Origin of the sequence: Piscinibacter sp. HJYY11, assembly GCF_016735515.1 — a bacterium.
Taxonomy (GTDB): domain Bacteria; phylum Pseudomonadota; class Gammaproteobacteria; order Burkholderiales; family Burkholderiaceae_C; genus Rhizobacter.
The window spans coordinates 1,178,233-1,201,077 of the sequence record NZ_JAERQZ010000001.1; the positions used below are offsets into that span (position 1 = coordinate 1,178,233).

Below are 22,845 nucleotides of genomic sequence, written 5' to 3' on the forward strand. Positions count from 1 at the left end.
CGATGTCTGTCTACGACCGTCTGAAGTCCCTCGGAATCGAGCTGCCCGCCGTCGGCGTGCCCGTGGCGGCCTACGTGCCTTTCGTGCGCACCGGCTCGCTCGTGTTTCTCTCGGGCCACATTGCCAAGCGCGACGGCAAGCCCTGGGTCGGCCAGCTCGGCCGCGACATCGACACCGCCACCGGTAAGCAGGCCGCCCGTGCCGTGGCGATCGACCTGATGGGCACGCTGCATGCGGCGGTGGGCGACCTCGACAAGGTCAAGCGCATCGTCAAGGTGGTGAGCCTGGTGAACAGCACGCCCGACTACACCGAGCACCACCTCGTCACCAATGGCTGCAGCGAGCTGCTGGGCGAGGTGTTCGGCGCCAACGGCGTGCATGCGCGCGCCGCCTTCGGCGTGGCGCAGATCCCGCTGGGCGCCTGCGTCGAGATCGAGCTGATCGCCGAAGTCGAATGAGTGCGCTGCGACGCCCGGGGTGGCTGCTGGCCGGCATGGCCGCACTGAGCGTCGCCGCGGTGGGCGCGGCGCTGGTGTCGCAGCACGTCTACGGCATGGAGCCGTGCCCGTGGTGCATCCTGCAGCGGGTGATCTTCCTGGCCATCGCGCTGCTGTGCGTCGTCGGCTTCGTGTCGACGCGCATCGCCGGCGTGCTGGCGCTGGCGTTCTCGCTGTGCGGCATCGCCGCCGCGCTGTGGCAGCACTTCAAGGCCGCATCGTCGACCTCATGCGCCCTGACGGTGGCCGACCAGATCGTGATCGCGATGAAGCTCGACAGCCTCTGGCCCGATGTCTTCCTGGCACGCGCCAGCTGTGCCGATGCCGCCGTGAAGCTTGCGGGCGTGCCGTATGAGTTCTGGAGCCTGGCCTTGTTCGTCGTGCTCGGCGTGGCCAGCGTCGCCGTCATCCGGAAGCGATAGCGCCGCGCAAGGTCATGCTGGCGCTTGTCACGAGCGCCAAGTAAGCTGCCCTCATTCATTGCCTCGAGGAGTACGCACCATGATGTGGCACTGGAATTCCCTGTGGGCGCCCGCGCCCGGAGACCCACCCGCCATCGACGACCCTTCGCTGTGGCGCGCACCCTGGTCGCCCGAGCAGGTGATCGCGCTGCAGGCGCGCAGCTGGGAAGCGCTGCTCAGCACCACGCACTCGTGGTGGACGATGATGCTGTCGGCCTGGCCCGTGGCCAACAGCTGGCCGCTGCCGGCGTGGACCGGCGGCACGGCCGACACGAAGGCTGCGACAGCGGGCGCCGAACCGTTGGCCTTGGCCAAGCCCGCCGAGGAAGCGCCGGCGAAGCCCGCCGCCCGCAAGCGTGCTCCAGCGCGGAAGCGCTGATCGGTCCAGCTGATCAGTCCATCGCCTCCGCCAGGCTGCGCGTGAGGCGCGGCGGCTCGCTGCCGATGTGGAACGAGAGGCGCCGCTCGCGCAGCGCCACGTCGTAGGCGGTCACGCGGTCGAAGCGGCGCAGGTGCTCGATCCATGACTCGTCGAGCATGTGCTCCACGTAACGGCCCGGCACGGTTGCATCGCGGAAGACTTCGCATGACAGCGCGCCCTGCCGCAAGCGGCTGCTGCGTGTCTCGCGCATCACGGCCATGAAGTCGTCGGCGCGGGCCGGGTCGATCAGGTACTCGATGGTGGTCATCACCGGCCCATCGTGCCCTTGCACGCCCGGCGGCATCTCGGGGGCCTTCCACGCGCTGGACGGCGTGAGGTCCTCGGAGTCGGTGGCACCGCGCGGCTTGTAGCGGATGACCGCGAGCATCAGCACCACCCCGACGATCGCTGCGATGACGATGCTCGCGCGCACGCTGCTGAAGGTGGCGACCTGGCCCCAGATGGCCGCGCCGATGCCGCCACCGCCCATCAGCGCCATCTGGTAGACCGACATGCCACGCGCGCGCACCCAGTTGGGCAGCGTGAGCTGCGCCGAGACGGCCAGCGAGTTGGCCACCGAAATGACGGTCATGCCGTTGACCATCATCGCCGGGGCCGCGACGTAGATGTTGGGCGCGAAAGCCACCACCAGCATGGCCACCGCCTGGAGCAGCGTGCCGTTGCGCACCAGCAGGTCGCCGTCCATGACCGCGCGGATGCGTGGCATGTTGAGTGCGGCGATCACCGCACCCGTGCCCATGGCGGCCAGCAGCAAGGTGAAGGTGCCCGCGTCGCCACCCGGCATCTGCCGGGCCACCAGCGGCAGCAGCGAGGTCACCGCGATGGCCTGCAGGAAGAACGCCGACACCCGGAACAGCACCGCATGCATGGCCTGCGACTGCCGTACGTAGGTGAGCCCCACGCGGATGGCACCGAAGAAGCGCTCGGCCGGCAAGGCGCTCGCCTTGGGCGCCGTCTTCCAGCGCATGATGACGAAGCCGCAGGCCACCGACAGCACCGCGTTCAAGGCGAACACCCAGGCACTGCCGAGGCTCGCGATCAGCGCCCCGGCGAGGATGGGCCCGAAGATGCGCGATGCATTCATCGCCAACCCGTTGAGCGCCAGTGCCGACGGCAGCTGGTGCCGGGGGATCAGCTCCGGGATCACCGCCGAGAACACCGGCCAGCGCATCGCGAAGCCGATGCCGTTGGCAAACGTGAGCAGCAGCAAGAGCGGCGCGCCCATGTGGCCGCTCAGCGTCGCAAGGCACAGCAGCACCCCGACGATCGCGACCCAGAACTGCGTGAAGATGAAGTACTTGCGCCGGTCGAGGATGTCGGCCAGCGCCCCGCTCGGCACGCCCAGAAAGAACACCGGCAGCGTGGACGCCGACTGCACCAGCGCCACCATGATGGGCGAGGTGGTCAGCGAGGTCATCATCCACGCCGCCGCCACGTCGTTCATCCACATGCAGACGTTCGCCGTGAGCCACACGCTCCACAGCATGCGGAACACGGGCTGGCTCAGCGGGGCCCAGGGGGATTCGGGCGAAGGCTGGGCCGCTGTCTGCATCGGCTCGTTTTTACCCCAGGCTCAATACCCGATGCGGCTTCATCCCCGCGTCGAGCGTCTTGCCCTTGCGGGCACGCTTGCCGGCATACACCGCGAGCGAGGCGCCCTTGAGCTCCTCTTCCTTGGCCTTGCCGCCGCGGCCGGTGCCGAGCACCTTCACGCCGTTGGCGCAGGCCGCCACCGACACCAGCGGGTCTTTCGCGTCCACGTCCATCAGCGTGAGGCCGCGGCCGCCCTTGGGTTGCAGCTTCAGTTCCTGCAGCGGGAAGGCCAGCAGCCGGCCGCTCATCGAGAGGCACACCACCTGCGAATGGCCCGTCACCAGCGGCACCGGCGGCAGCACCTTGTCGTCGGCTTCGAGCGTGAGGAAGCTCTTGCCACCGCGCTGGCGGCTCAGCATGTCGCCGACTTGCGCCAGCAAGCCGAAGCCGCCGGTGTTCGAAAGCAGCAGCGTCACGTCGGGTGCGGCTGCAAAGTAGTGCAGCGGCTGCGTGCCCGATTCGAGGTCGATCAGCGTCGTGATGGGCTGGCCGTCACCACGCCCGCCCGGCAGTTGCGACACCGCCGTGGAATACACACGGCCATTGCTGCCGAAGACCAGCAGCGAATCGACCGTGCGGCACGGGAACACGCCGTACAAGCCATCACCCGCCTTGAAGGCCAGCGCCGCGGCATCAACCTCGTGGCCCTTGAGCGCACGCACCCAGCCCTTGAGGCTCACCACCACCGTCACCGGCTCGTCGATCACCTTGATCTCGGCGACCGCCTTCTTCTCCGCCTGGATCAGCGTGCGGCGCTCGTCACCGTATTGCTTGGCGTCGGTCTCGATCTCCTTGATCAGCGTGCGCTTGAGCGTGGCCGGCGAGTTGAGGATGTCTTCCAGCTTGCCCTGCTCTTCGCGCAGCTCCTTCAGCTGCTGCTCGATCTTGATGGCCTCCAGCCGCGCGAGCTGGCGCAGGCGGATTTCCAGGATGTCTTCGGCCTGGATCTCGGTCAGCTTGAAGCGCTCGATCAGCGCCGGCTTGGGTTCATCCGAGTGGCGGATGATCCTGATCACCTCGTCGATGTTGAGCAGCACCAGCTGCCGGCCTTCGAGGATGTGGATGCGCGCCAGCACCTTGTCGAGTCGGAACTGCGAGCGGCGCTGCACCGTCTCGGCACGGAAGGCCACCCACTCGGCCAGCATCTGGCGCAGGCTCTTCTGCGTGGGCCGGCCGTCGGCGCCGATCATCGTGAGGTTGATGGGCGCGGACGTTTCGAGGCTCGTGTGCGCGAGCAGCGTCTGGATCAGTTCTTCCTGGCTGATGCGCGAGGTCTTGGGTTCGAAGACGAGGCGCACCGGGGCGTCCTTGCTGGCTTCGTCGCGCACCGCGTCGAGCACCGACAGCACCGTGGTCTTGAGCTGCACCTGCTCGGCCGCCAACGCCTTCTTGCCGGCCTTGACCTTCGGGTTGGTCAGCTCTTCGATCTCTTCGAGCACCTTCTGCGAACTTGTGCCCGGCGGCAGCTCGGTGACGACGAGCTGCCACTGGCCCCGCGCCAGGTCTTCGATCTTCCAGCGCGCCCGCACCTTGAGGCTGCCGCGGCCAGTGGCGTAGGCGGCGCGGATGTCGGCTGCGTCGCTGATGATCTGGCCGCCACCGGCGTAGTCGGGGCCGGGAATCAGGGCCGCCAGCTCCTCGTCGTTGAGCTTGTCGTTGCGGATCATCGCGACGGCGGCCGCCGCCACCTCGCGCAGGTTGTGCGACGGCACCTCGGTCGCGAGGCCCACCGCGATACCGCTTGCGCCGTTGAGCAGCACGAAGGGCAGGCGCGCCGGCAGTTGCTTCGGCTCCTGCTCCGAGCCGTCGTAGTTGGGCGCGAAGTCGACCGTGCCTTCGTCCAGCTCGTCGAGCAGCAGGCGCGAGATGGGGGCGAGCCGGGCTTCGGTGTAGCGCATGGCCGCCGCGCCGTCGCCGTCGCGTGAGCCGAAGTTGCCCTGGCCGTCGACCAGCGGGTAGCGCTGCGAGAAGTCCTGTGCCATGCGCACCATCGCGTCGTACGCGGCCTGGTCGCCGTGGGGGTGGTACTTGCCGAGCACGTCGCCCACCACACGGGCGCTCTTCACGGGCCGAGCACCGGCGGTGCCGGTGAAGCTCAGGCCCATGCGCTCCATCGCATAGAGGATGCGGCGCTGCACCGGCTTCTGGCCGTCGCACACATCGGGAAGTGCGCGGCCCTTCACCACGCTCAAGGCGTATTCGAGGTACGCGCGCTCGGCGTAATGAGCGAGCGTGATCGCGTCGGGGTTGTCGTTCGTGTCTTCGAGGCTCATGTCGTCTTATTGAGTGGGGGCCGACGCTGGCCCGTGCATCTGCAATTCGCGGGCGCCGCGCGGCATCTTGTTCTGCAGCAGCGCCCAATAGAGTTCGAGCACCAGGTGCACATGCGCCTGGGTCTCTGCGATCGGCGGCATGCCGCCACCGTGTTTCATCACCGTGCCGACGCCGGCGTTCCATGCGGCCAGCGCCACGTCGATGCGGCCGAAGCGGTGCATCAGCCTGGACAGCAGGCGTGCGCCGGTGTCGATGTTGTGGCGAGGGTCGAGCAGGCGCTGCGCTTCTTCAGCACGTGCCTGCGGCGTGGTGCCCACCGGCATGATCTGCATCAGCCCGACAGCACCGCGCGGCGAGACCGCGTTCGGCTTGAATCCCGACTCCACGGCGATGATGGCCTTGAGCAGCTCGATGTCGACACCGTGCGCTTTCGAGGCGTTGCGCAGCACCGCCTGCAGCGACTTCACCTCGGGCGCGAAGTCGAGCCAGGTGAGCAGGCCGCCTGCGCCGTCGGTCTTGCCCGGCACACGCGCGTCGCCACTCGTGTTGCCGAGCACCAGGTGGTAGCGCGAATCGACCTGCGTCGGCGCGACATGCGCCACGCCGTTGCCGTCGACATAGCCCCAGAGCTCGGCCTGGCAGGCCAGCGGCAGGCTGACCAACGCGGCAAGGCACAGGCTCCGGTTCATCGGCTCACCCCCGGGTGCCCCACCACCACAGCGCGACAGCAAAGACCGACTGCGCCGCCGCCACGAAGACGAAGAAATCCCAGCCGGGCGCCATCTGTTCGCCCATGCGCTGCACGGCCCAGGACCGCAGGGCCTCTTCGCGCAGCTGGCCGCCGACCACCGCATCGGTGGGGCCGGCTTCAGCGAGGCTCTCGTCCAGCTTGTCGACATAGCGCGCGCCCAGCCGGCGCAGCGGGCGCGGGATGAGCGAACCTTCGTTGCCGAGGAACTGGCGAAAGGCATCGGCCAGCCGACCGGGCACGCCGAGCAACCCGGCCACGGTACCGGGGCGCTTGGCCTCGGTGGCCTGGATGAAACGGCCGAGCGTCTGGTCGAAGAGCAGGCCGCCGTGCGAGTGGGTCAGGCTGCTCAGCACCCGCATCACCCCCCGCTGATGCCCGGCCAGCACATAGAGCACCAGCGCCACCAGGCAGCCCAGCATCGCGACCATCTTGAGGCCGGTGCTCGCCGGCAGCGCCATCAGCAGCGCCAGCAACACCGCTCCGCTGAGGAACAGCCCCGCAGCCCCGCACTTCAGCACTTCGGCCACGTATTGCAAGCCGTTGCCCAGCAGCGGCTTGATCGCATCCAGGGTCATGACAGGTCCTCCCTCCGCTCGTTGTGTGGAATCTTGTCGGCCAGGCTCAGACATCGACCTCGACGTCGTCGCCATGCAGCTCCATCAGCTCGCGGCGTGCGGCGGCTTCTCCCTTGCCCATGAGCTTGGTGAGCGAGTCGGTGGTGGCGCCGAAATCGAGCGCACCGTAGTTCACCTGCAGCAGGCGGCGGGTGTCGGGGTTGAGCGTCGTGTCCCACAGCTGCTCGGCGTTCATCTCGCCCAGGCCCTTGAAGCGGCCGATGCTCCAGCTGTTTTCCTTCGCCCCTTCCTTGCGCAGCTTGTCGAGCGTGGCGGTGAGCTCGCCTTCGTCGAGGGCGTAGATCTTGGCCGCCGGCTTCTTGCCGCGCGCCGGTGCGTCGACGCGGAAGAGCGGCGGCTTGGCCACGTACACATGGCCTTTTTCGATGAGCTTGGGGAAGTGGCGGAAGAAGAGCGTCAACAGCAGAACCTGGATGTGCGAGCCGTCGACGTCGGCGTCCGACAGGATGCAGACCTTGCCGTAGCGCAGGCCCGACAGGTCGACCTCGTCGTTCGGCCCGTGCGGGTCGACGCCGATGGCCACCGAGATGTCGTGGATCTCGTTGTTGGCAAAGAGGCGGTCGCGCTCCACCTCCCACGCGTTGAGCACCTTGCCGCGCAGCGGCAGCACGGCCTGGGTTTCCTTGTTGCGGCCCATCTTGGCGCTGCCGCCGGCCGAGTCGCCCTCGACGAGGAAGAGTTCGTTGAGCGTGAGGTCGCGGTTCTCGCAATCGGTCAGCTTGCCCGGCAGCACGGCCACGCCGGAGCCCTTGCGCTTCTCGACCTTCTGGCTCGCGCGCTGTCGCGTCTGCGCCTGCTTGATGACGAGTTCGGCGAGCTTCTTGCCCAGGTCCACATGCTGGTTGAGCCACAGCTCCAGCGCCGGCTTCACGTAGGTCGACACGAGCCGCAGTGCATCGCGGCTGTTGAGCCGCTCCTTGATCTGGCCCTGGAACTGGGGGTCGAGCACCTTGGCGCTCAGCACGAAGCTCGCCCGCGAGAACACATCCTCGGGCATCAGCTTCACGCCCTTGGGCAGGAGCGAGTGCAGCTCGATGAAGCCCTTCACCGCGCCGAAGAGGCCGTCCTTCAGGCCCGACTCGTGCGTGCCGCCATTCACCGTGGGGATGAGGTTGACGTAGCTCTCGCGCATCGGCGTGCCGTCTTCGGTGAAGGCCACGCACCAGGCCGCGCCCTCGCCTTCGGCGAAGTTCTCCGTCTCGCCCTTGTCGGCGTAGTGCTCGCCTTCGAAGAGCGGGATCACCGGGTCGGCCGGCAGCGTCTGCATCAGGTAGTCGCGCAGGCCGCCCTTGTACGTCCAGGTGAGCACCTCGCCGGTCTTCTCGATGGTGAGCGTGACCGTCACGCCGGGCATCAGCACCGCCTTGCTGCGCAACAGGTGGATCAGCTCCGGCTTGGGGAAATCGGGGCTTTCGAAATACTTCGCATCGGGCCAGGCACGCACCGTGGTGCCCGACTTGCGATCGGCGTTGGTGGCCTTGCGCACCTTGAGCGGCTCGATCACGTCGCCGCCCGAGAAGGTGATGCTCGCCACCTGGCCTTCGCGCCAGACGTGCACTTCCAGCCGCTTGGCAAGCGCGTTGGTCACGCTCACACCCACCCCGTGCAGGCCGCCCGAGAAGCTGTAGGCGCCGCCCGAGCCCTTGTCGAACTTGCCGCCGGCATGCAGCCGGGTGAACACGATCTCGACGACCGGCACCTTCTCTTCCGGGTGCTTGCCGAAGGGGATGCCGCGGCCGTCGTCCTGCACGCTGACCGAGGTGTCGATGTGCAACGTGACGTCGATGCGCTTGCCGTAGCCGGCCAGGGCTTCGTCGGCTGCGTTGTCGATGACCTCTTGAATGATGTGCAGCGGGTTGTCGGTGCGGGTGTACATGCCCGGCCGCTGCTTCACGGGCTCGAGGCCCTTGAGCACGCGGATCGACGCTTCGCCGTAGTTGTCGCTGGGTTTGGTGGCCATAGGCGGCGGATTCTAGGAGCGTCCCAGCAAGCGCCCATTGAAATGGCTACAGTGCCCGGATGACCGCCGTTGCCGCCACGCCGCCCGCCCCGTTGTCCATGAAACAGGTGCTGCTCTGCGGCGCGCTGATCGTCACGCTCTCGATGGGCATCCGCCACGGCTTCGGCCTGTGGTTGCAGCCGATCACGACGGACCGGGGCTGGTCGCGCGAAACCTTCGCGTTTGCACTGGCGGTGCAAAACCTCGCCTGGGGCCTGGCCGGGCCGTTCGCCGGCATGCTGGCCGACCGCTTCGGCGCGTTTCGCGTGCTCATCGTCGGGAGCTTGCTCTACGCGGCCGGGCTCGTGCTGATGGCGGTGTCGACCTCGGGCCTGGCCTTCACCGGCAGCGCCGGCCTCATCCTTGGCATGGCGCAGTCGGGCACCACCTATGCCGTGGTCTACGGCGTGATCGGCCGCAACGTGGCACCCGAAAAGCGAAGCTGGGCGATGGGCGTGGCCGCTGCCGCCGGCTCGTTCGGCCAGTTCCTGATGGTGCCGGTGGAGAACTGGCTGATCGCCGGCCTGGGCTGGCAGAACGCGCTCTTCCTGCTTGGCTGCCTGGCGCTGGCGATCGTGCCGCTCGCGTTCGGCATGAAGGAGCCCAAGGCCACGCCGCTGGCCGGCGCACACCAGCAGAGCATCGGCCATGCGCTGCGCGAGGCGTTCAGCTACCCGAGCTTCCAGCTGCTGATGGCGGGTTATTTCGTCTGCGGCTTCCAGGTGGTGTTCATCGGCGTGCACATGCCGAGCTACCTGAAGGACAACGGGCTCACACCCAACGTCGCGACCACGGCACTGGCGCTGATCGGCCTCTTCAACGTCTTCGGCACCTACGCTGCCGGCTCGCTGGGCCAGCGCATGCAGAAGAAGTACATCCTGTCGTCGATCTATGCCCTGCGCTCGGTGGCCATCGTCGTCTTTCTCAGCGTGCCGCTCACGCCGTGGAGCGTCTACATCTTCGCGTCGGTGATGGGCTTCCTGTGGCTCTCGACCGTGCCGCCCACCAACGCGGTGATCGCGCAGATCTTCGGCGTGCAGTACATGTCGATGCTGGGCGGCTTCGTCTTCCTGAGCCACCAGGTCGGATCGTTCCTCGGTGTCTGGCTGGGCGGCAAGCTCTACGACACGACGGGCAGCTACGACGTGGTGTGGTGGATCTCGGTGGCACTCGGCATCTTCGCGGCCATCGTCAACCTGCCAGTGCGTGAGTCGGCGATCGTGCGCCGGGCACCGGCCACGGCCTGAACGCCATGACCCGCGGACGCCGCCTCGCACTCTGGAGCATCGTCACGCTGGTGCTGCTGTCGGTGTTTGCCGCCTACCTCCGGCCGGATCTCGCGTTCACACTCGCGAACCAGCTCTGGAACTGCTTCTAAACACACCATGAACGTGATCGTGATCACCGGTGCCTCCGAGGGCATCGGCGCTGAGATGTCTCGCCAGTGGGCACGACGTGGCGGCGCGCAGCAGGCGCTGGTGCTCGCGGCGCGCAACATCGACAAGCTCAACGAGGTGGCAGCGCAATGCCGGCAGCACGGCGCGCAGGTGCTGGTGCAACGCTGCGACGTGGGTGTGCAGGCCGATTGCGAAGCGCTTGTTTCCGCAACGGTCAAGACCTTCGGCCGGCTCGACACCCTGGTCAACAACGCCGGCATGTCGGCGCAGGCGCTCTTCGGCGAAGTGAACGATCTCGCCTGGTACGAGACGCTGATGCGCATCAACCACTGGGGCAGCGTGTGGTGCACGCATGCCGCGTTGCCGCACCTCAAGTCGGCCAAGGGGCGGATCGTGGCCGTCTCCAGCCTGGCTGGGCTCGTCGGGGTGCCCGGCCGCACGGCGTATTGCTCGACCAAGTTCGCGATGACCGGCTTCTTCGAAGCGCTGCGCACCGAACTCGCCGCCGCTGGCGTGAGCGTCACGCTCGCCTACCCGGGCGTGGTGGCGACAGACATCCGCTACCGCGGCTTCAATGCCGCCGGAGAGGCTGCTGGGCAGAGCGGGCTCGACGAGCGGGGGGCGATGAGCGTCGAGACCTGCGCCCGGCTCATCATCGATGGCGCCGAGTCGCGCAGCCGCGAGGTCGTGATGACGGCCAAGGGCAAGCTCGGCCGGTGGATGAAACTTCTGGTGCCGAGCCTGGTCGATGCGCTCGCGCTCAAGGCTCTGAACCAGCACGCCCGCCCCCAATGACGCTGGAAATTTCTCCCTGGCTGCAACGCTGGTCGCACCTGGTGCCGGCGGGCGCCACGGTGCTCGACGTGGCCTGCGGCTCGGGGCGGCACGTGCGGTGGTTCGCCGAGCGCGGTTGCCGTGTCACCGGTGTCGACCGGAATGCTGCCGCAGTCGAGCCGCTGCGCGCCGTCGCGGAGGTGGTCGTGGCCGACATCGAAGGCCAGCCCTGGCTCCTCTTGGGCAGGCGGTTCGATGCGGTCGTCGTCACCAACTACCTCTGGCGAGCATTGCTGCCGACGATCATCGACAGCGTGGCCGAGGGCGGCGTACTGTTGTACGAGACCTTTGCCGACGGCAACCAGACCATCGGCAAGCCTTCGCGGCCCGACTTCCTGCTCCAGCCGGGCGAGCTGTTGCAGGCGGCCCAAGGCCTGCATGTGATTGCCTATGAAGACGGCTTTCTCGATTCACCCGACCGATTCGTGCAGCGCATCACGGCGGTACGTCCGGCGAGCGGGAGCCCTCCTCACCCACGTCACCTGCTGACGCCCGGGCCGAGGACGTCGGGCAGCTAAAATCCCTGGATTCCGAGGAACCCCCATGAAACCCATCGTTGGCAGCATCGTGGCGCTCGTCACGCCCATGCAGGAAGACGGCAGCGTCGACTATGACGGCCTGCGCAGCCTGATCGACTGGCACATCGCCGAAGGCACCGATTGCATCGGCGTGGTCGGCACCACTGGCGAGTCACCGACGGTGTCGGTCGAAGAGCACTGCGAGATCATTCGCGTGGCCGTCCAGCATGCCAAGGGTCGCGTGCCCATCATGGCCGGCACCGGCGGCAACTCCACCCGCGAGGCGATCGAACTGTCACGCTTTGCCAAAGAGGTGGGCGCCGATTGCACGCTGTCGGTCGTGCCCTACTACAACAAGCCTTCGCAGGACGGCATCTACGCGCACTTCAAGGCCATCGCCGAAGCCGTCGACGTGCCGATGGTGCTGTACAACGTGCCCGGCCGCACCGTGGCCGACATGCTGCCCGAGACCACGCTGAAGCTGGCGCAAGTGCCCGGCGTCATCGGCATCAAGGAAGCGACCGGCAACATCGAGCGTGCCTGCCAGCTGATCAAGCATGCTCCCAAGGGCTTCTCGATCTATTCCGGCGACGACCCGACGGCCATCGCGCTGATGCTGCTCGGTGGCCATGGCAACGTGAGCGTCACGGCCAACGTCGCGCCGCGCGCGATGCACGAGCTGTGCAAGGCCGCACTCGCCGGCCAGGCACGCGAGGCCACCGCCATCCACCTGAAGCTGCTGGGCCTGCACAAGAACCTGTTCGTCGAATCGAGCCCGACGCCCACCAAGTGGGCCCTGTCGCGCCTGGGCCGCTGCGGCCCGACGGTGCGCCTTCCCATCCTGCCCTTGAGCCCGGCCGGCCAATCCGCCGTGGAACAAGCACTGCGCGAAGCGGGTCTGTTGTGAGCCGAGGCCGCAGCCTGCGACCCAGGCGCGGCATTCATTCCCTTGTCACCCACGGCTCCACGGCCCATCCGGCCCGGCCCGCTCCCTACGGAGATGTTCAACGTGATTCGTGTTCCCCTCAGTTCGCTGGCAGCCGCCACGGCCCTGCTGTGCACCCTGACCGCCTGCTCTTCCATCGACAGCATCGCCTCTGGTGACAAGATCGACTACCGCACGGCCAAGACCAAGGCGACGCCGCTCGAGGTGCCGCCCGACCTGACGCAACTCGCCGTCGACCCCCGCTACGCACCCACGGCCGGCGTCATCAGCGCCGCCCAGTTGCAGGCACCGGGTGTGGCGGCCTCCGCGCCGGTCACGAACGCCGTGGCGCCCACCGCCCTCGGCGACGTGCGCCTGGAACGCCAGGGCAACCTGCGCTTCCTCAGCACCAACATCCCGCCCGATCAATTGTGGCCGCAGCTCCAGGAGTTCTGGCGGGACCGCGGCTTGGCACTGACCGTCGACCAGCCCGAGGTCGGCGTGATGGAGACGGTGTGGTCCGAGAACCGCGCCAAGCTGTCGGACGACATCATCCGCCGCACCATCGGCAAGGTGTTCGACTCCCTGTTCGACACCGGCGAGCGCGACAAGTACCGCACCCGCGTCGAGCGCAGCGAGCGTGGCACCGACATCTACATCACGCACCGCGGGATGGAAGAGGTCTACGCCAGCGAGCGCAAGGACCAGACCACCTGGAAACCCCGCCCGAGCGACCCGACGCTCGAAGGCGAGATGCTGTCGCGCCTGATGGTGAAGCTCGGTGCCAAGGGTGAAGCCGCCAAGGCCGCGCTGGCACAGACCACCGCCGCCAACCCGTCCAATACCGCTCCGCGCGCCCGCACCCTCAGCGGCCGTCCTGCGGCGACGCTGCAGCTCGACGAGAGTTTCGACCGCGCCTGGCGCCGCGTCGGCCTCGCCCTCGACCGCAGCGGCTTCACGGTGGAAGACCGCGACCGCGCACAAGGGCTCTATTTCGTGCGCTACGTCGACCCCGCACAGGCCGGCAAGGAAGAGCCCGGCTTCTTCGCCCGGCTCTTCACCGATGCCAAGCTGAGTGGGCCGACCCGCTACCGCGTCAACGTCAAGGCCGAGGGCGACTTGAGCACGGTGTCGGTGTACGACGCCAAGGGCCAGCCCGAAAACGGCGACGCCGGCCAGCGCATCGTCAAGTTGCTGGTCGACGACCTGAAATAAGCCAGGACGCCTGAAGGTCACGCCGGGATGATGCGTTTCTGCAGCCTCGGCAGCGGGAGCTCCGGCAATGCGACGCTGATCGAGGCCAGCGCGGGCATCACGACGACGCGGGTGCTCGTCGACTGCGGCTTCTCGTTGCGCGAGCTCGAGCGCCGCCTCGCCACGCGCGGCCTTTCCGCTGCCGACATCGACGCCGTGTTCGTCACGCACGAGCACGGCGACCACGTGGGCTGCGCCTTTCACCTCGCCCGCAAGCACCATGTGCCGGTCTGGACCAGCCGCGGCACCTGGCGCGCCATCGGCCAGCCCGAGTTGCCGGAAGGCTTGCTGCACTTCGCCCGCGACCTCACGCCCATCCAGCTGGGCGACCTGGAGATCAGGCCCTACACCGTGCCGCACGACGCCCACGAGCCCCTGCAACTGTGCGCCAGTGACGGTGCGGTGCGACTCGGTGTCCTCACCGACGCGGGCTGCGCCACAGCCCACCTGCTGGCCCAGCTGCAGCGTTGTGACGCGTTGCTGCTGGAATGCAACCACGACCGCACGCTGCTGGCCCATTCGGCCTACCCTGCCTCGCTGAAGGCGCGCATCGGCGGTCGCCTGGGCCATCTGGCCAACGACACTTCGGCCGAGATCCTGGCCAGTTGCCTCCACCCTGCCTTGAAGCACCTGGTCGCAGCCCACCTCAGCGAGCGAAACAACCGGCCGGAGTTGGCCCAAGCCGCGCTCGCGGCGGTGTTTGGCGGTCAGCCGGAGGAAATCGTCGTGGCCGACCCCCTGCAGGGATTCGACTGGCTGGCGATTTAATCTCGCGAGACCATGAAAAAAGCCGCCCGAGGGCGGCTTTCTCAGAATCGGAGAACCGATTACTTGCTGGCAGCGGGGGCGGCAGCAGAAGCGGCATCCGAAGCGGCCGGAGCAGCAGCGGGAGCCGAAGCAGCGTCAGAAGCAGCCGGGGCCGGAGCGGCCGGGGCAGCGGCGGGAGCGGCCGGAGCAGCAGCGGGCTCTTCCTTCTTGCCGCAAGCGGCCAGAGCAACAGCAGCAACCAGAGAAGCCATCAGAAGCGACTTTTTCATACTTTTCCTCAGTGAAAGGTTCAAACAATTACCGGTAATTGTGGGAACCCTCCGTCCTGGCAGATCCCCAACATATCAGGCGAGAAACGCTCGAGCATTTCCGCGCCAGCCCATGAGTATATCCGCTGTTAGGGAACTCCCTAGAGCCCCAAAGTGGTGACTGGGAAGGCCTCTTCGGACCGTTGCAAAAGCGCATCAAGGGCGTCGCGGATCCGCGTGGTATCGGCAGGGTCAAAGGAGAGGCTCGCACGGTAGTGCTCGGCGTCGAGGACACGCAAGGTGATGAGCCCCGGCGCGAGGAAGAGGCCGCTCATCTGGCCGATGTCGGCTTCATCGACGGCCCGGCACTCCACAACGTGCGACCACTGCCTCCGCCACTCCACCCAGCGCGGGTGACGCCGCGGAAACTCGTCGAAGCTCTCCGCCAACACCGTCAGCTTGCGATGCGTGAACGCCCAGCGGGAGAGGTTCTCGATCACCGCACGATCGCTCAGCGGCCAGTCGGCGAAGGTTGGATCGGCGATGAAGACCTCACGGCAGCCCTTGTCGGCCACGAAGGCGAAGGCCTCTTTCAGGGCATCGTGGAACTCCGAACGTGAGGTGATGATGCGAGAGGTCGGCAGGTCGTCCATGGCGGGCCTTTCAATCGGGAAGCGGGTGCAGCCAGCCGGCCTGCGCCCACTGGTCGAGCAATTCTCGGGCGTCGTCGCTCAGCGCTGCAAGCCGGGCGGCTGGCAGGGTGCGCTCGTCGGCAAGGCGGCGCATCAACGTCGCATCACGGCCCGCGGCCCGGAACGCTTCGCCATTGATAAAGACATGACGCTCGTCATACAGCATCCGGGTGCGGCGATCCAGGCGCACCCCCTGCCCTGTTGACAGTGGCTCGCCGGAGTCGAACCACACCGAGGGCTTGGGGTCGCTCAGCACCTCGCCCAGCGCACAGGCCAGCGCCTGCGGCTCGGCCAGCCAGCGTGCCACCTCACGCGCGGCGAACTCGCGCAGCGCTGCGGGGATGAGCGCCGGTTGGTCGGTCGCGGGCTGATTCGGGTCGCGGTACAGCGGGTCGAGGTCGGGCCGTTCGCTGCTGTCGAGCATGCGCTGCAGTACCTCGTCTCGCAGCTCGGCGCGGCCGGCGGCGCGAAAGCCGATCGAGGCCGTCATGCATTCGCCCACGGCGACGCCGTCATGGCCCCAGCCCGGCGGCAGGTAGAGCATGTCGCCGGGGTCGAGCACCCAGTCGTCCTGCGGCTCGAAGTGCTTGAGGATCTTGAGCGGCACGCCATCGACCAGCGTCGCGTCGCCGGGCGGAGCAATGCGCCAGCGACGCTGCCCGTGGATCTGCAGCAGGAACACATCGTAGGAGTCGACATGCGGGCCGACGCCACCGCCGTCGCTGGCCCACGACACCATCAGGTCGTCGAGGCGCGCGTCGGGCACGAAGCGGAAGCGCGAGAGCACTTCATGCGCCGCGTCGAGGTGAGTGTCCAGCCCCTGCACGAGCAAGGTCCACGCAGGTTGCGACACGGGTGGCAGGGAACGTCGAGCGAACGGGCCGTGCTTCAAGGTCCAGCCCTTGCCCTGGTGCGCGATCACACGCGACTCCACGCCCTCCTGCCCCGCCAGAGCGAACAGCTCGGCGCGGCTCACGAAGGACGTCAGCCCCGGCATCGCCTGGCGGATCAGCAAGGGCCGCTTTTGCCAGTGGCGGCGCATGAACTTCGCGGGAGACAACCCTCCCAGCAGCGTCATCGGATCGGTCATCGTCATGGGGTCATTGTGCGATCATTGCCCGATGCTCATTTCCGCCCCCTGCGTCGTCAGCCTCGTGTGGCGACTCGAAGATGCCCAAGGCCAGTTGATCGACGAACTCACCGCGCCGGTCGAGTTCTTTTTCGGGGGCGACGACCTGCTCGCCAAGGTCGAGGAAGCACTCGACGGACAGGAAGCCGGCTTCCAGACCCAGCTGCACCTCGAGCCTGAGCATGCCTTCGGCGACTACAACCCCGAGCTCGTGTTCTTCGAACCGGCCTCCGTGTTCGACGACAAGCTCCAGCCCGGCATGCAGTTCGAAGGCCCGCCCGAAGGCGCCACCACCGAGGGCCTGCCGGCCGATGCCATCTACACCGTGACCGAGGTGTACCCCGAGCACGTGGTGCTCGACGGCAACCACCCGCTCGCCGGCATCGCGCTGCGGCTCGACGTGACGGTGCGCGACGTGCGCGAAGCCACCGAAGACGAGATCGAAGCCGGCAGCGTCAGCGAGCCCGGCATCAGCATCCTGCACTCCGCGCCGGGCGGCTCAGACCTGCACTGATTCTTCAGTGCTTGCCGGTGGACCCGAAGCCACCGGCCCCGCGGTCCGACGCGCCAAACTCGTCGACGACGTTGAACTTCGCCTGCACCACCGGCACGATCACGAGCTGCGCGATGCGCTCCATCGGCTGGATGGTGAACGTGGCGTGGCCACGGTTCCAGCAGCTCACCATCAGCTGGCCCTGGTAGTCGGAGTCGATCAGGCCGACCAGGTTGCCGAGCACGATGCCGTGCTTGTGACCGAGGCCGGAGCGCGGAAGGATGATGGCCGCAAGGCCCGGGTCCGCCACGTGGATCGCAAGGCCTGTCGGGATCAACTGCGTCTGGCCCGGCTCCAGCACCAGTGGCGCGTCGAGGCAGGCACGCAAATCGAGACCGGCGCTCCCGGCGGTGGCATAGGCAGGCAGTTGCTCGGCCATGCGGGCGTCGAGCACTTTCAGGTCAATGGTGGTCATGAGGACTTGGCGTGAAGGCGCTGGGCGATCTCGTTGACCAGCGCGCGGGCGAGGGAAAGTTTGTCGGCGCGCGGCAACTCGCGGTGGCCTTGTGCGTCAACGAGGATCAGCTGGTTGTCGTCTCGGCCGAAGGTGGCCGGGCCGAGGTTGCCGACGACCAGCGGCACGTTCTTGCGCTCGAGCTTCTCGCGCGCGTGCTTCAGGAGGTCGTGGCTCTCGGCCGCAAAGCCCACGCAGTACGGCCGCTTCGGCAGCTTCGCCACGGCCGCGAGGATGTCGGGGTTCTCGGTCAGCTCGAAGGTCGGGGCGACCTTGTTGCCGTTCTTCTTGATCTTCTGATTCGACAGGGTCGCCGGTCGCCAGTCGGCCACCGCCGCGGTGGCGATGAACACTGAATGCTGCGGCGCCTGCGGCACCACCGCGTCGTACATCTGCTGCGCGGTCTGCACGTCGATGCGCTGCACGCCGCGCGGCGTGGGCAGGTGCACCGGGCCGGCCACCAGCGTGACTTCGGCGCCGGCTTCCTGTGCGGCACGGGCGATCGCAAAACCCATCTTGCCGCTGGAAAGATTCGTGATGCCGCGCACCGGGTCGATCGGCTCGAAGGTCGGGCCCGCGGTGATGAGCACGCGTTGGCCGCGCAAGTTCTTGGGAACGAAGAACGCCGTCAATTCGGCCACCAGCTCGTCGGCTTCGAGCATGCGCCCATCGCCGATCTCGCCGCAGGCCTGGTCGCCGTTGCCGGGGCCGAGGATGGTGGTGCCGTCAGCCTTCAGCTGCGCCACGTTGCGCTGCGTCGCCGGATGCGCCCACATCTCGCGGTTCATCGCCGGGGCCAGCAGCAGCGGGCAGCGCTCGATCGGGCGGGCCAGGCACATCAGGCTCAGCAGCTCGTCGGCTCGCCCTTGCACGAGCTTGGCCATCAAGTCGGCACTCGCCGGGGCGATCAGCACCGCATCGGCGTTGCGTGTGAGGTTGATGTGCGCCATCGCGTTGGGCTCGCGCGTGTCCCACTGGCTGGTATAGACGTGGCGGTTCGTCAGCGCCTGCATGGTGACGGCGGTGATGAACTGCTCGGCAGATTCGCTCATCACGACCTGCACGGTCGCGCCGGCCTTGATGAGGCCGCGCGCCAGCTCGGCGCTCTTGTAGCAGGCGATGCCGCCGCTCAGGCCCAGAACGATGTGGCGGCCTTGCAAGTCGAGGGGTGTGCTCATGTGGGCGAGATTATGGCGGGCGGCCCGTTCAGTGAGCCTTCAGGAACTTCTGCAGCCGCGCGCGTGACGCGGCCCAGGCCTGGGCGTCGCCGCCCACGTGAACACCCTGCCCGGGGTTGACGCCGTTGGGCACCTCGCGACGCAGGCGCAGTGGCGCGCCGGAGTCGAAGCCATGGTAGGCGCCCGCATAGCCCTCGATCTCGATCTGCGAAGCACCCGCTGCGAGGCGATGGCAGGGTGCGGCGGGCGTCCAGTCGTCGGCTTCGCCCACCAGCATCAGCAGCGGCGCCACCGGCTCGTAGCCGCGCCTGAGTTCGCTTTCGCAGCCCGGGTAGAAGGCCACGGCAAGACTGGGCTGCACCGCCGCCGCGGCCACCGCGCGGTGCTTCCTGTTCGTCGCCGCCAGCACGGTGCTGCCGCCGTTGGACCAGCCGAGCAGGCCCAGGCGCTTCGCGTCGACCTCGGGCCGGCTGGCCAGCCATTGCAAGGCCGCTTGGGCATCGAGGCGCCGGTTCGTCTGCGTGATGGCGCGCTCCCCATTGCGCTGGGTGCACAGCTCGCGTTCGCCGCGCGGCGTGAGCGAGTCCACCACCAGCACGTGCCAGCCCTCGCCATTGAGCCATTGCGCGTAGTCGCGCATGCGCTCGCTCGGGCGGCCGTTGCGGCCGTGCATGCCGCCGCAACCGTGCAGCAGCACGATCGCCGGCGCCTTCGGCGCAGCCACCGGATGCCAGTAGGCCTTGAGCACGACGGCCTGTCCACGCGGCGCATCCAGGCTCGGGAAGGACACTTCGCTCTCCGCACGCGCCGCCGCGGCACATACCAATGCCGCGACGAAGCCGCCAAGCCGGCGCAAACGGCTCATCGCGTGGGCATTCCGTCCGGCGCGAACGCCGGCGTCGCCGGCAGCGGGGCCACGTTGAGGCCTTGCGTCCCGGGTGCATCGCCCAGCGTGGTGATGGCGCCGATGCCAAGATCGCCCGTCGCGCCGACGGCGCGGTAGCGCCACTGCAGCTGGTTGCGCCAGGCGCCCGCACGCTCGAAGTTGCGGTCGACCCCAAGCTGGACCTTCGCCCCGCGGCTCGACAACACGCCGAGTGCCTCCTGCATCGCGGTGCGCACCGGGGGGCCGGGCATGTGCTCGGCCCACACCGTGCACTGGCGCCCGGTGGCGGCGGCCAGAAGCACCTGGCCTCGCGTGCCAGGCGCCGCCAGCACGCTCCCCGGCTGCCCGGCGAGCAGGCCGTCCATGCTGCCGCGCATCGGGTCCACCGGCTCGAAACCTTGCGACAGCGCCCAGTCGACCGCAGCGCCCTCTTCCGCGCTAGTCTGCACGCAGGCCTGAACAAAGATGCGCGCCGCGCCCTGGGGCGTGGCCCAGGCCGACAGCGGCGGCGGGTTCTGCTGCGCCGACACCAGCCCCGCGCAGGTACTCAACAACACACCCAGGACACGCCTCATGCCAAGTCTCCTTCGGCCGTGATGATGAAACGAAAACGCCCGCTCATGGAGCGGGCGTTTCCATCAGCTTGCAAGCGGTGGTGTCAAAGGTGGTGGTGTCACACCCGCTCGGCCACCCAGCCCTGCACAGACGCCAAAGCCGCGCCCAGGTTCTTCGGGTCGGTGCCGCCGGCCATCGCCATGTCGGGCTTGCCGCCGCCCTTGCCGCCGACCTGCTGGGCCACGAAGTTGACGAGTTCGCCAGCCTTGACCTTGCCGGTGCTGTCTGCCGTGACCCCCGCCGCGATCTGGACCTTGCCGCCCTCGACTGCTGCCAGCACGATGGCCGCGCTCTTGAGCTTGTCCTTCAACTTGTCCATCGTCTCGCGCAGGGCCTTGGCGTCGGCGCCTTCGAGCGTGGCCGCCAGCACCTTGATGCCCTTCACGTCGACAGCCTTGGCGAGCAGTTCATCGCCTTGCGATGACGCCAGCTTGCCCTTGAGCGCCGCGACTTCCTTCTCGAGCGCGCGCACCTGGTCGAGCACGCTGGCCACGCGCGACGGCACGTCCTGCGGCGAGACCTTCAGCGAACCGGCCAGGCCATTCACCGTGTGCTCGAGGTTGCGCAGGTACGCGAGCGCGTTGTCCCCCGTCACCGCCTCGACACGGCGGATGCCGGCGGCCACGCCGCCCTCGCCCACGATCTTGAAGAGTCCGATGTCGCCGGTGCGGCCCACGTGCGTGCCGCCGCAGAGCTCCTTGCTGCTGCCGATGCTGAGCACACGCACGGTGTCGCCGTACTTCTCGCCGAAGAGCATCATCGCGCCGCTCTTCTGCGCATCGTCCAGCGCCATCACTTCGGCGGTGGCGCCGGCATTGGCCAGGATCTCGGCGTTGACGATGGCTTCGACTTTCGCGATCTGCTCCTCGGTCAAAGGGCCGGTGTGGGCAAAGTCGAAACGGGTGCGGTCGGCGTTGACCAGCGAGCCCTTCTGCTGCACGTGGCCGCCCAGCACTTCGCGCAGCGCCTTGTGCATCAGGTGGGTCGCGCTGTGGTTGCGCACGGTCCGGGCGCGGCGCTCCATGTCGACCTTCGCGGTGAACACGTCGCCGACTTTGACCTCGCCTTCGGCGATGCGGCCGTGGTGGCCGTACACGTCGGCCTGGATCTTGAGCGTGTCGTCGATCACCACGCGCGTGGTGGCGTTGCGCAACTCGCCCGCGTCGCCTACCTGACCGCCGCTCTCGGCGTAGAACGGTGTGTGGTCGAGCACCACCACCACGTCGTCGCCGGCGCGGGCCACGTCGACGGCGCTGCCGTCCACGTAGATCGCGGTGACCTGCGCGCCCTCACGGGCCAGCTCGTTGTAGCCGTGGAAGGTGGTCGGCGCGCCCTTGTACTCCAGGCCCTGGGCCATCTTGAACTTGCCGGCTTCGCGGGCGCGCTGCTTCTGCTCTTCCAGCAGCACGTTGAAGCGCGCTTCGTCGACTTTCAGGCCGCGCTCGCGGCACACATCGCCGGTCAGGTCGACCGGGAAGCCGTAGGTGTCGTGCAGCTTGAAGGCGGTGTCGCCGTCGAGCACCGCGGGCTTTGCGGCCAGCGCGGTCTCGAGGATCTCCATGCCGCGCTCGATGGTCTGGAAGAAGCGCTCTTCTTCCTGCTTGAGCACTTCGGTCGCGCGGGCGGCACCGGTGCGCAGCTCGGGATAGGCCTCGCCCATCTGCTCGACCAGCGCCGGCACCAGCGAATAGAAGAAGGGCTTGCGCGCGCCCAGCTTGTAGCCGTGGCGGATGGCACGGCGGGCGATGCGGCGCAGCACGTAGCCGCGGCCGGCGTTGCCCGGGATCACGCCGTCGACCACGGTGAAGGTGCAGGCGCGGATGTGGTCGGCGATCACCTTCAGGCTGGGCGAATCCGGGTCGACGTCCTTGCCGCCCGCGCCTTCCACGGCCTTGCGGGCCGCGGCCAGCAGCGCGACGAAAAGGTCGATCTCGTAGTTGCTGTGCACATGCTGCAGCACCGCGGTGATGCGCTCCAGGCCCATGCCGGTGTCGACGCTCGGCTTGGGCAGCTTGTGCATCACGCCGTCTTCGGTGCGGTTGAACTGCATGAAGACGTTGTTCCAGATCTCGATGTAGCGGTCACCGTCTTCATCCGGCGACCCGGGGGGGCCGCCCGCGACCTCGGGGCCGTGGTCGTAGAAGATCTCGGTGCACGGGCCGCAGGGGCCGGTGTCGCCCATCATCCAGAAGTTGTCGGAGGCGTAGCGCGCGCCCTTGTTGTCGCCGATGCGCACGATGCGCTCGGCCGGCACGCCCACCACCTTGTTCCAGATGTCGTAGGCCTCGTCGTCTTCGGCGTAGACGGTGACCCACAGCTTCTCGGCCGGCAGCTTGTAGACCTTGGTCAGCAGCTCCCAGGCGTACTGGATGGCATCGTGCTTGAAGTAGTCGCCGAAGCTGAAGTTGCCCAGCATCTCGAAGAACGTGTGGTGGCGTGCGGTGTAGCCCACGTTGTCGAGGTCGTTGTGCTTGCCGCCGGCGCGGATGCACTTCTGCGAGGTGGCAGCGCGGGTGTAGGGGCGCTTGTCGAAGCCGAGGAAGACGTCCTTGAACTGGTTCATCCCGGCGTTGGTGAACAGGAGCGTCGGGTCGTCGCCCGGCACCACCGGGCTCGAGCCCACGATGGTGTGGCCCTTGGACTCGAAGAACTTCAGGAACTGCGAACGGATTTCAGAGGCTTTCATGCCAATCGCTTTCTCGGGGGAGGAACCCGCGGTAAGTGCTTGATTTACCGGGGGTC

The 22,845-nt window shown here is 67.9% G+C and carries 24 protein-coding genes; 11 read left to right on the forward strand and 13 right to left on the reverse strand.

The genetic code is table 11. The annotated features are described in order from the left end of the window. Positions 1–2: 2 nt before the first annotated feature. The 3 genes from JI745_RS05320 to JI745_RS05330 all read left to right on the forward strand — a co-directional run bounded on the left by JI745_RS05320 (position 3) and on the right by JI745_RS05330 (position 1,337). Positions 3–458: a RidA family protein gene (locus tag JI745_RS05320; protein WP_201804391.1), complete on the forward strand. Its 456-nt coding sequence runs from the start codon at positions 3–5 to the stop codon at positions 456–458. Then, the gene (locus JI745_RS05325) at positions 455–919 is read left to right on the forward strand and encodes a disulfide bond formation protein B (protein WP_201804392.1); all 465 of its coding nucleotides are present in this window, start codon (positions 455–457) and stop codon (positions 917–919) included. The genes JI745_RS05320 and JI745_RS05325 overlap by 4 nt, the downstream gene beginning before the upstream one ends. A gap of 79 nt (positions 920–998) precedes the next feature. Then, positions 999–1,337, forward strand: a complete 339-nt coding sequence (locus tag JI745_RS05330) for a hypothetical protein (RefSeq protein WP_201804394.1) — start codon at positions 999–1,001, stop codon at positions 1,335–1,337. A 13-nt stretch (positions 1,338–1,350) separates the two neighbouring features. On the opposite strand, the gene JI745_RS05335 is transcribed toward JI745_RS05330, so the two are convergent. Genes JI745_RS05335 through JI745_RS05355 form a run of 5 tightly spaced genes read right to left on the reverse strand, consistent with a single transcriptional unit; the run spans position 1,351 to position 8,613 of the window. Further along, the gene (locus tag JI745_RS05335) at positions 1,351–2,952 is read right to left on the reverse strand and encodes an MFS transporter (RefSeq protein WP_201804396.1); all 1,602 of its coding nucleotides are present in this window, start codon (positions 2,950–2,952) and stop codon (positions 1,351–1,353) included. A gap of 10 nt (positions 2,953–2,962) precedes the next feature. Beyond that, complete coding sequence (parC, locus tag JI745_RS05340) at positions 2,963–5,266, reverse strand: DNA topoisomerase IV subunit A (RefSeq protein ID WP_201804397.1); 2,304 nt, start codon at positions 5,264–5,266, stop codon at positions 2,963–2,965. Between the two features lie 6 nt (positions 5,267–5,272). Next, positions 5,273–5,956 (reverse strand): lytic transglycosylase domain-containing protein, encoded by a 684-nt coding sequence (locus tag JI745_RS05345; protein WP_201804399.1) that lies wholly within the window; start codon positions 5,954–5,956, stop codon positions 5,273–5,275. 4 nt (positions 5,957–5,960) lie between these two features. Then, entirely contained in the window at positions 5,961–6,593 is a 633-nt protein-coding gene (locus JI745_RS05350; RefSeq protein ID WP_201804401.1) for a hypothetical protein, read from the reverse strand. Positions 6,594–6,639: 46 nt separating this feature from the next. Next, complete coding sequence (locus tag JI745_RS05355; protein WP_201804402.1) at positions 6,640–8,613, reverse strand: DNA topoisomerase IV subunit B; 1,974 nt, start codon at positions 8,611–8,613, stop codon at positions 6,640–6,642. Between the two features lie 59 nt (positions 8,614–8,672). Here JI745_RS05355 and JI745_RS05360 point away from each other — a divergent pair, with 59 nt between their 5' ends. The 7 genes from JI745_RS05360 (at position 8,673) to JI745_RS05385 (ending at position 14,348) form a co-directional block, all read left to right on the forward strand. Further along, complete coding sequence (locus JI745_RS05360; RefSeq protein ID WP_236674909.1) at positions 8,673–9,899, forward strand: MFS transporter; 1,227 nt, start codon at positions 8,673–8,675, stop codon at positions 9,897–9,899. Positions 9,900–9,904: 5 nt separating this feature from the next. Beyond that, positions 9,905–10,030, forward strand: coding sequence for a hypothetical protein (locus JI745_RS26615; RefSeq protein ID WP_255545606.1), 126 nt, complete (start codon positions 9,905–9,907; stop codon positions 10,028–10,030). Between the two features lie 7 nt (positions 10,031–10,037). Further along, on the forward strand, positions 10,038–10,844 hold the full coding sequence (locus JI745_RS05365) for an SDR family oxidoreductase (protein WP_201804404.1): 807 nt from the start codon (positions 10,038–10,040) through the stop codon (positions 10,842–10,844). Beyond that, positions 10,841–11,401, forward strand: a complete 561-nt coding sequence (locus JI745_RS05370; RefSeq protein WP_201804406.1) for a bifunctional 2-polyprenyl-6-hydroxyphenol methylase/3-demethylubiquinol 3-O-methyltransferase UbiG — start codon at positions 10,841–10,843, stop codon at positions 11,399–11,401. The genes JI745_RS05365 and JI745_RS05370 overlap by 4 nt, the downstream gene beginning before the upstream one ends. A 25-nt stretch (positions 11,402–11,426) precedes the next feature. Beyond that, entirely contained in the window at positions 11,427–12,308 is an 882-nt protein-coding gene (dapA, locus tag JI745_RS05375; protein WP_201804408.1) for a 4-hydroxy-tetrahydrodipicolinate synthase, read from the forward strand. 93 nt (positions 12,309–12,401) lie between these two features. Beyond that, the gene (bamC, locus tag JI745_RS05380) at positions 12,402–13,541 is read left to right on the forward strand and encodes an outer membrane protein assembly factor BamC (RefSeq protein WP_201804410.1); all 1,140 of its coding nucleotides are present in this window, start codon (positions 12,402–12,404) and stop codon (positions 13,539–13,541) included. Between the two features lie 30 nt (positions 13,542–13,571). Continuing rightward, positions 13,572–14,348 carry an MBL fold metallo-hydrolase gene (locus JI745_RS05385; RefSeq protein WP_201812347.1) on the forward strand — a complete coding sequence of 259 codons (777 nt, stop codon included), beginning with the start codon at positions 13,572–13,574 and terminating at the stop codon, positions 14,346–14,348. Between the two features lie 59 nt (positions 14,349–14,407). Here the strand turns inward: JI745_RS05385 and JI745_RS26280 are convergent, their stop codons facing one another. The 3 genes from JI745_RS26280 to JI745_RS05395 form a co-directional block, all read right to left on the reverse strand. Next, positions 14,408–14,617 (reverse strand): hypothetical protein, encoded by a 210-nt coding sequence (locus JI745_RS26280; protein ID WP_236674910.1) that lies wholly within the window; start codon positions 14,615–14,617, stop codon positions 14,408–14,410. A 140-nt stretch (positions 14,618–14,757) separates the two neighbouring features. Beyond that, a complete protein-coding gene (locus tag JI745_RS05390; RefSeq protein ID WP_201804412.1) occupies positions 14,758–15,249 on the reverse strand; it encodes a hypothetical protein in 492 nt (163 codons plus the stop codon). Between the two features lie 10 nt (positions 15,250–15,259). Beyond that, on the reverse strand, positions 15,260–16,384 hold the full coding sequence (locus tag JI745_RS05395; RefSeq protein WP_201804413.1) for a cupin domain-containing protein: 1,125 nt from the start codon (positions 16,382–16,384) through the stop codon (positions 15,260–15,262). A 25-nt stretch (positions 16,385–16,409) separates the two neighbouring features. On the opposite strand from JI745_RS05395, the gene JI745_RS05400 reads away from it, so the two are divergent. Next, positions 16,410–16,931: a peptidylprolyl isomerase gene (locus JI745_RS05400; protein WP_201804415.1), complete on the forward strand. Its 522-nt coding sequence runs from the start codon at positions 16,410–16,412 to the stop codon at positions 16,929–16,931. Positions 16,932–16,935: 4 nt separating this feature from the next. Here JI745_RS05400 and dut read toward each other — a convergent pair whose 3' ends face one another. From dut to alaS, 5 genes are all read right to left on the reverse strand, one after another. After that, on the reverse strand, positions 16,936–17,385 hold the full coding sequence (dut, locus tag JI745_RS05405) for a dUTP diphosphatase (RefSeq protein ID WP_201804416.1): 450 nt from the start codon (positions 17,383–17,385) through the stop codon (positions 16,936–16,938). Continuing rightward, the gene (coaBC, locus tag JI745_RS05410; protein ID WP_201804418.1) at positions 17,382–18,602 is read right to left on the reverse strand and encodes a bifunctional phosphopantothenoylcysteine decarboxylase/phosphopantothenate--cysteine ligase CoaBC; all 1,221 of its coding nucleotides are present in this window, start codon (positions 18,600–18,602) and stop codon (positions 17,382–17,384) included. The genes dut and coaBC overlap by 4 nt, the downstream gene beginning before the upstream one ends. 28 nt (positions 18,603–18,630) lie before the next feature. Then, entirely contained in the window at positions 18,631–19,467 is an 837-nt protein-coding gene (locus JI745_RS05415) for a dienelactone hydrolase family protein (protein ID WP_201804419.1), read from the reverse strand. Beyond that, positions 19,464–20,063, reverse strand: a complete 600-nt coding sequence (locus JI745_RS05420; RefSeq protein ID WP_201804420.1) for an NMCC_0638 family (lipo)protein — start codon at positions 20,061–20,063, stop codon at positions 19,464–19,466. The genes JI745_RS05415 and JI745_RS05420 overlap by 4 nt, the downstream gene beginning before the upstream one ends. Positions 20,064–20,161: 98 nt before the next feature. Further along, positions 20,162–22,789: an alanine--tRNA ligase gene (gene alaS, locus JI745_RS05425; protein ID WP_201804423.1), complete on the reverse strand. Its 2,628-nt coding sequence runs from the start codon at positions 22,787–22,789 to the stop codon at positions 20,162–20,164. Positions 22,790–22,845 lie beyond the last annotated feature (56 nt).

Coding starts and splice junctions, on each gene's coding strand:
- JI745_RS05365 (WP_201804404.1), top strand. CDS start 10,038: ATGAACGTGATCGTGATCACCGGTGCCTCCGAGGGCATCGGCGCTGAG.
- coaBC (WP_201804418.1), bottom strand. CDS start 18,602: ATGAGCACACCCCTCGACTTGCAAGGCCGCCACATCGTTCTGGGCCTG.
- dapA (WP_201804408.1), top strand. CDS start 11,427: ATGAAACCCATCGTTGGCAGCATCGTGGCGCTCGTCACGCCCATGCAG.
- JI745_RS05330 (WP_201804394.1), top strand. CDS start 999: ATGATGTGGCACTGGAATTCCCTGTGGGCGCCCGCGCCCGGAGACCCA.
- JI745_RS26280 (WP_236674910.1), bottom strand. CDS start 14,617: ATGAAAAAGTCGCTTCTGATGGCTTCTCTGGTTGCTGCTGTTGCTCTG.
- JI745_RS05400 (WP_201804415.1), top strand. CDS start 16,410: ATGCTCATTTCCGCCCCCTGCGTCGTCAGCCTCGTGTGGCGACTCGAA.
- JI745_RS05385 (WP_201812347.1), top strand. CDS start 13,572: ATGCGTTTCTGCAGCCTCGGCAGCGGGAGCTCCGGCAATGCGACGCTG.
- dut (WP_201804416.1), bottom strand. CDS start 17,385: ATGACCACCATTGACCTGAAAGTGCTCGACGCCCGCATGGCCGAGCAA.
- JI745_RS05390 (WP_201804412.1), bottom strand. CDS start 15,249: ATGGACGACCTGCCGACCTCTCGCATCATCACCTCACGTTCGGAGTTC.
- JI745_RS05370 (WP_201804406.1), top strand. CDS start 10,841: ATGACGCTGGAAATTTCTCCCTGGCTGCAACGCTGGTCGCACCTGGTG.
- JI745_RS26615 (WP_255545606.1), top strand. CDS start 9,905: ATGACCCGCGGACGCCGCCTCGCACTCTGGAGCATCGTCACGCTGGTG.
- bamC (WP_201804410.1), top strand. CDS start 12,402: ATGTTCAACGTGATTCGTGTTCCCCTCAGTTCGCTGGCAGCCGCCACG.
- parC (WP_201804397.1), bottom strand. CDS start 5,266: ATGAGCCTCGAAGACACGAACGACAACCCCGACGCGATCACGCTCGCT.
- JI745_RS05420 (WP_201804420.1), bottom strand. CDS start 20,063: ATGAGGCGTGTCCTGGGTGTGTTGTTGAGTACCTGCGCGGGGCTGGTG.
- JI745_RS05345 (WP_201804399.1), bottom strand. CDS start 5,956: ATGAACCGGAGCCTGTGCCTTGCCGCGTTGGTCAGCCTGCCGCTGGCC.
- JI745_RS05415 (WP_201804419.1), bottom strand. CDS start 19,467: ATGAGCCGTTTGCGCCGGCTTGGCGGCTTCGTCGCGGCATTGGTATGT.
- JI745_RS05355 (WP_201804402.1), bottom strand. CDS start 8,613: ATGGCCACCAAACCCAGCGACAACTACGGCGAAGCGTCGATCCGCGTG.
- alaS (WP_201804423.1), bottom strand. CDS start 22,789: ATGAAAGCCTCTGAAATCCGTTCGCAGTTCCTGAAGTTCTTCGAGTCC.
- JI745_RS05320 (WP_201804391.1), top strand. CDS start 3: ATGTCTGTCTACGACCGTCTGAAGTCCCTCGGAATCGAGCTGCCCGCC.
- JI745_RS05395 (WP_201804413.1), bottom strand. CDS start 16,384: ATGACGATGACCGATCCGATGACGCTGCTGGGAGGGTTGTCTCCCGCG.
- JI745_RS05325 (WP_201804392.1), top strand. CDS start 455: ATGAGTGCGCTGCGACGCCCGGGGTGGCTGCTGGCCGGCATGGCCGCA.
- JI745_RS05360 (WP_236674909.1), top strand. CDS start 8,673: ATGACCGCCGTTGCCGCCACGCCGCCCGCCCCGTTGTCCATGAAACAG.
- JI745_RS05335 (WP_201804396.1), bottom strand. CDS start 2,952: ATGCAGACAGCGGCCCAGCCTTCGCCCGAATCCCCCTGGGCCCCGCTG.
- JI745_RS05350 (WP_201804401.1), bottom strand. CDS start 6,593: ATGACCCTGGATGCGATCAAGCCGCTGCTGGGCAACGGCTTGCAATAC.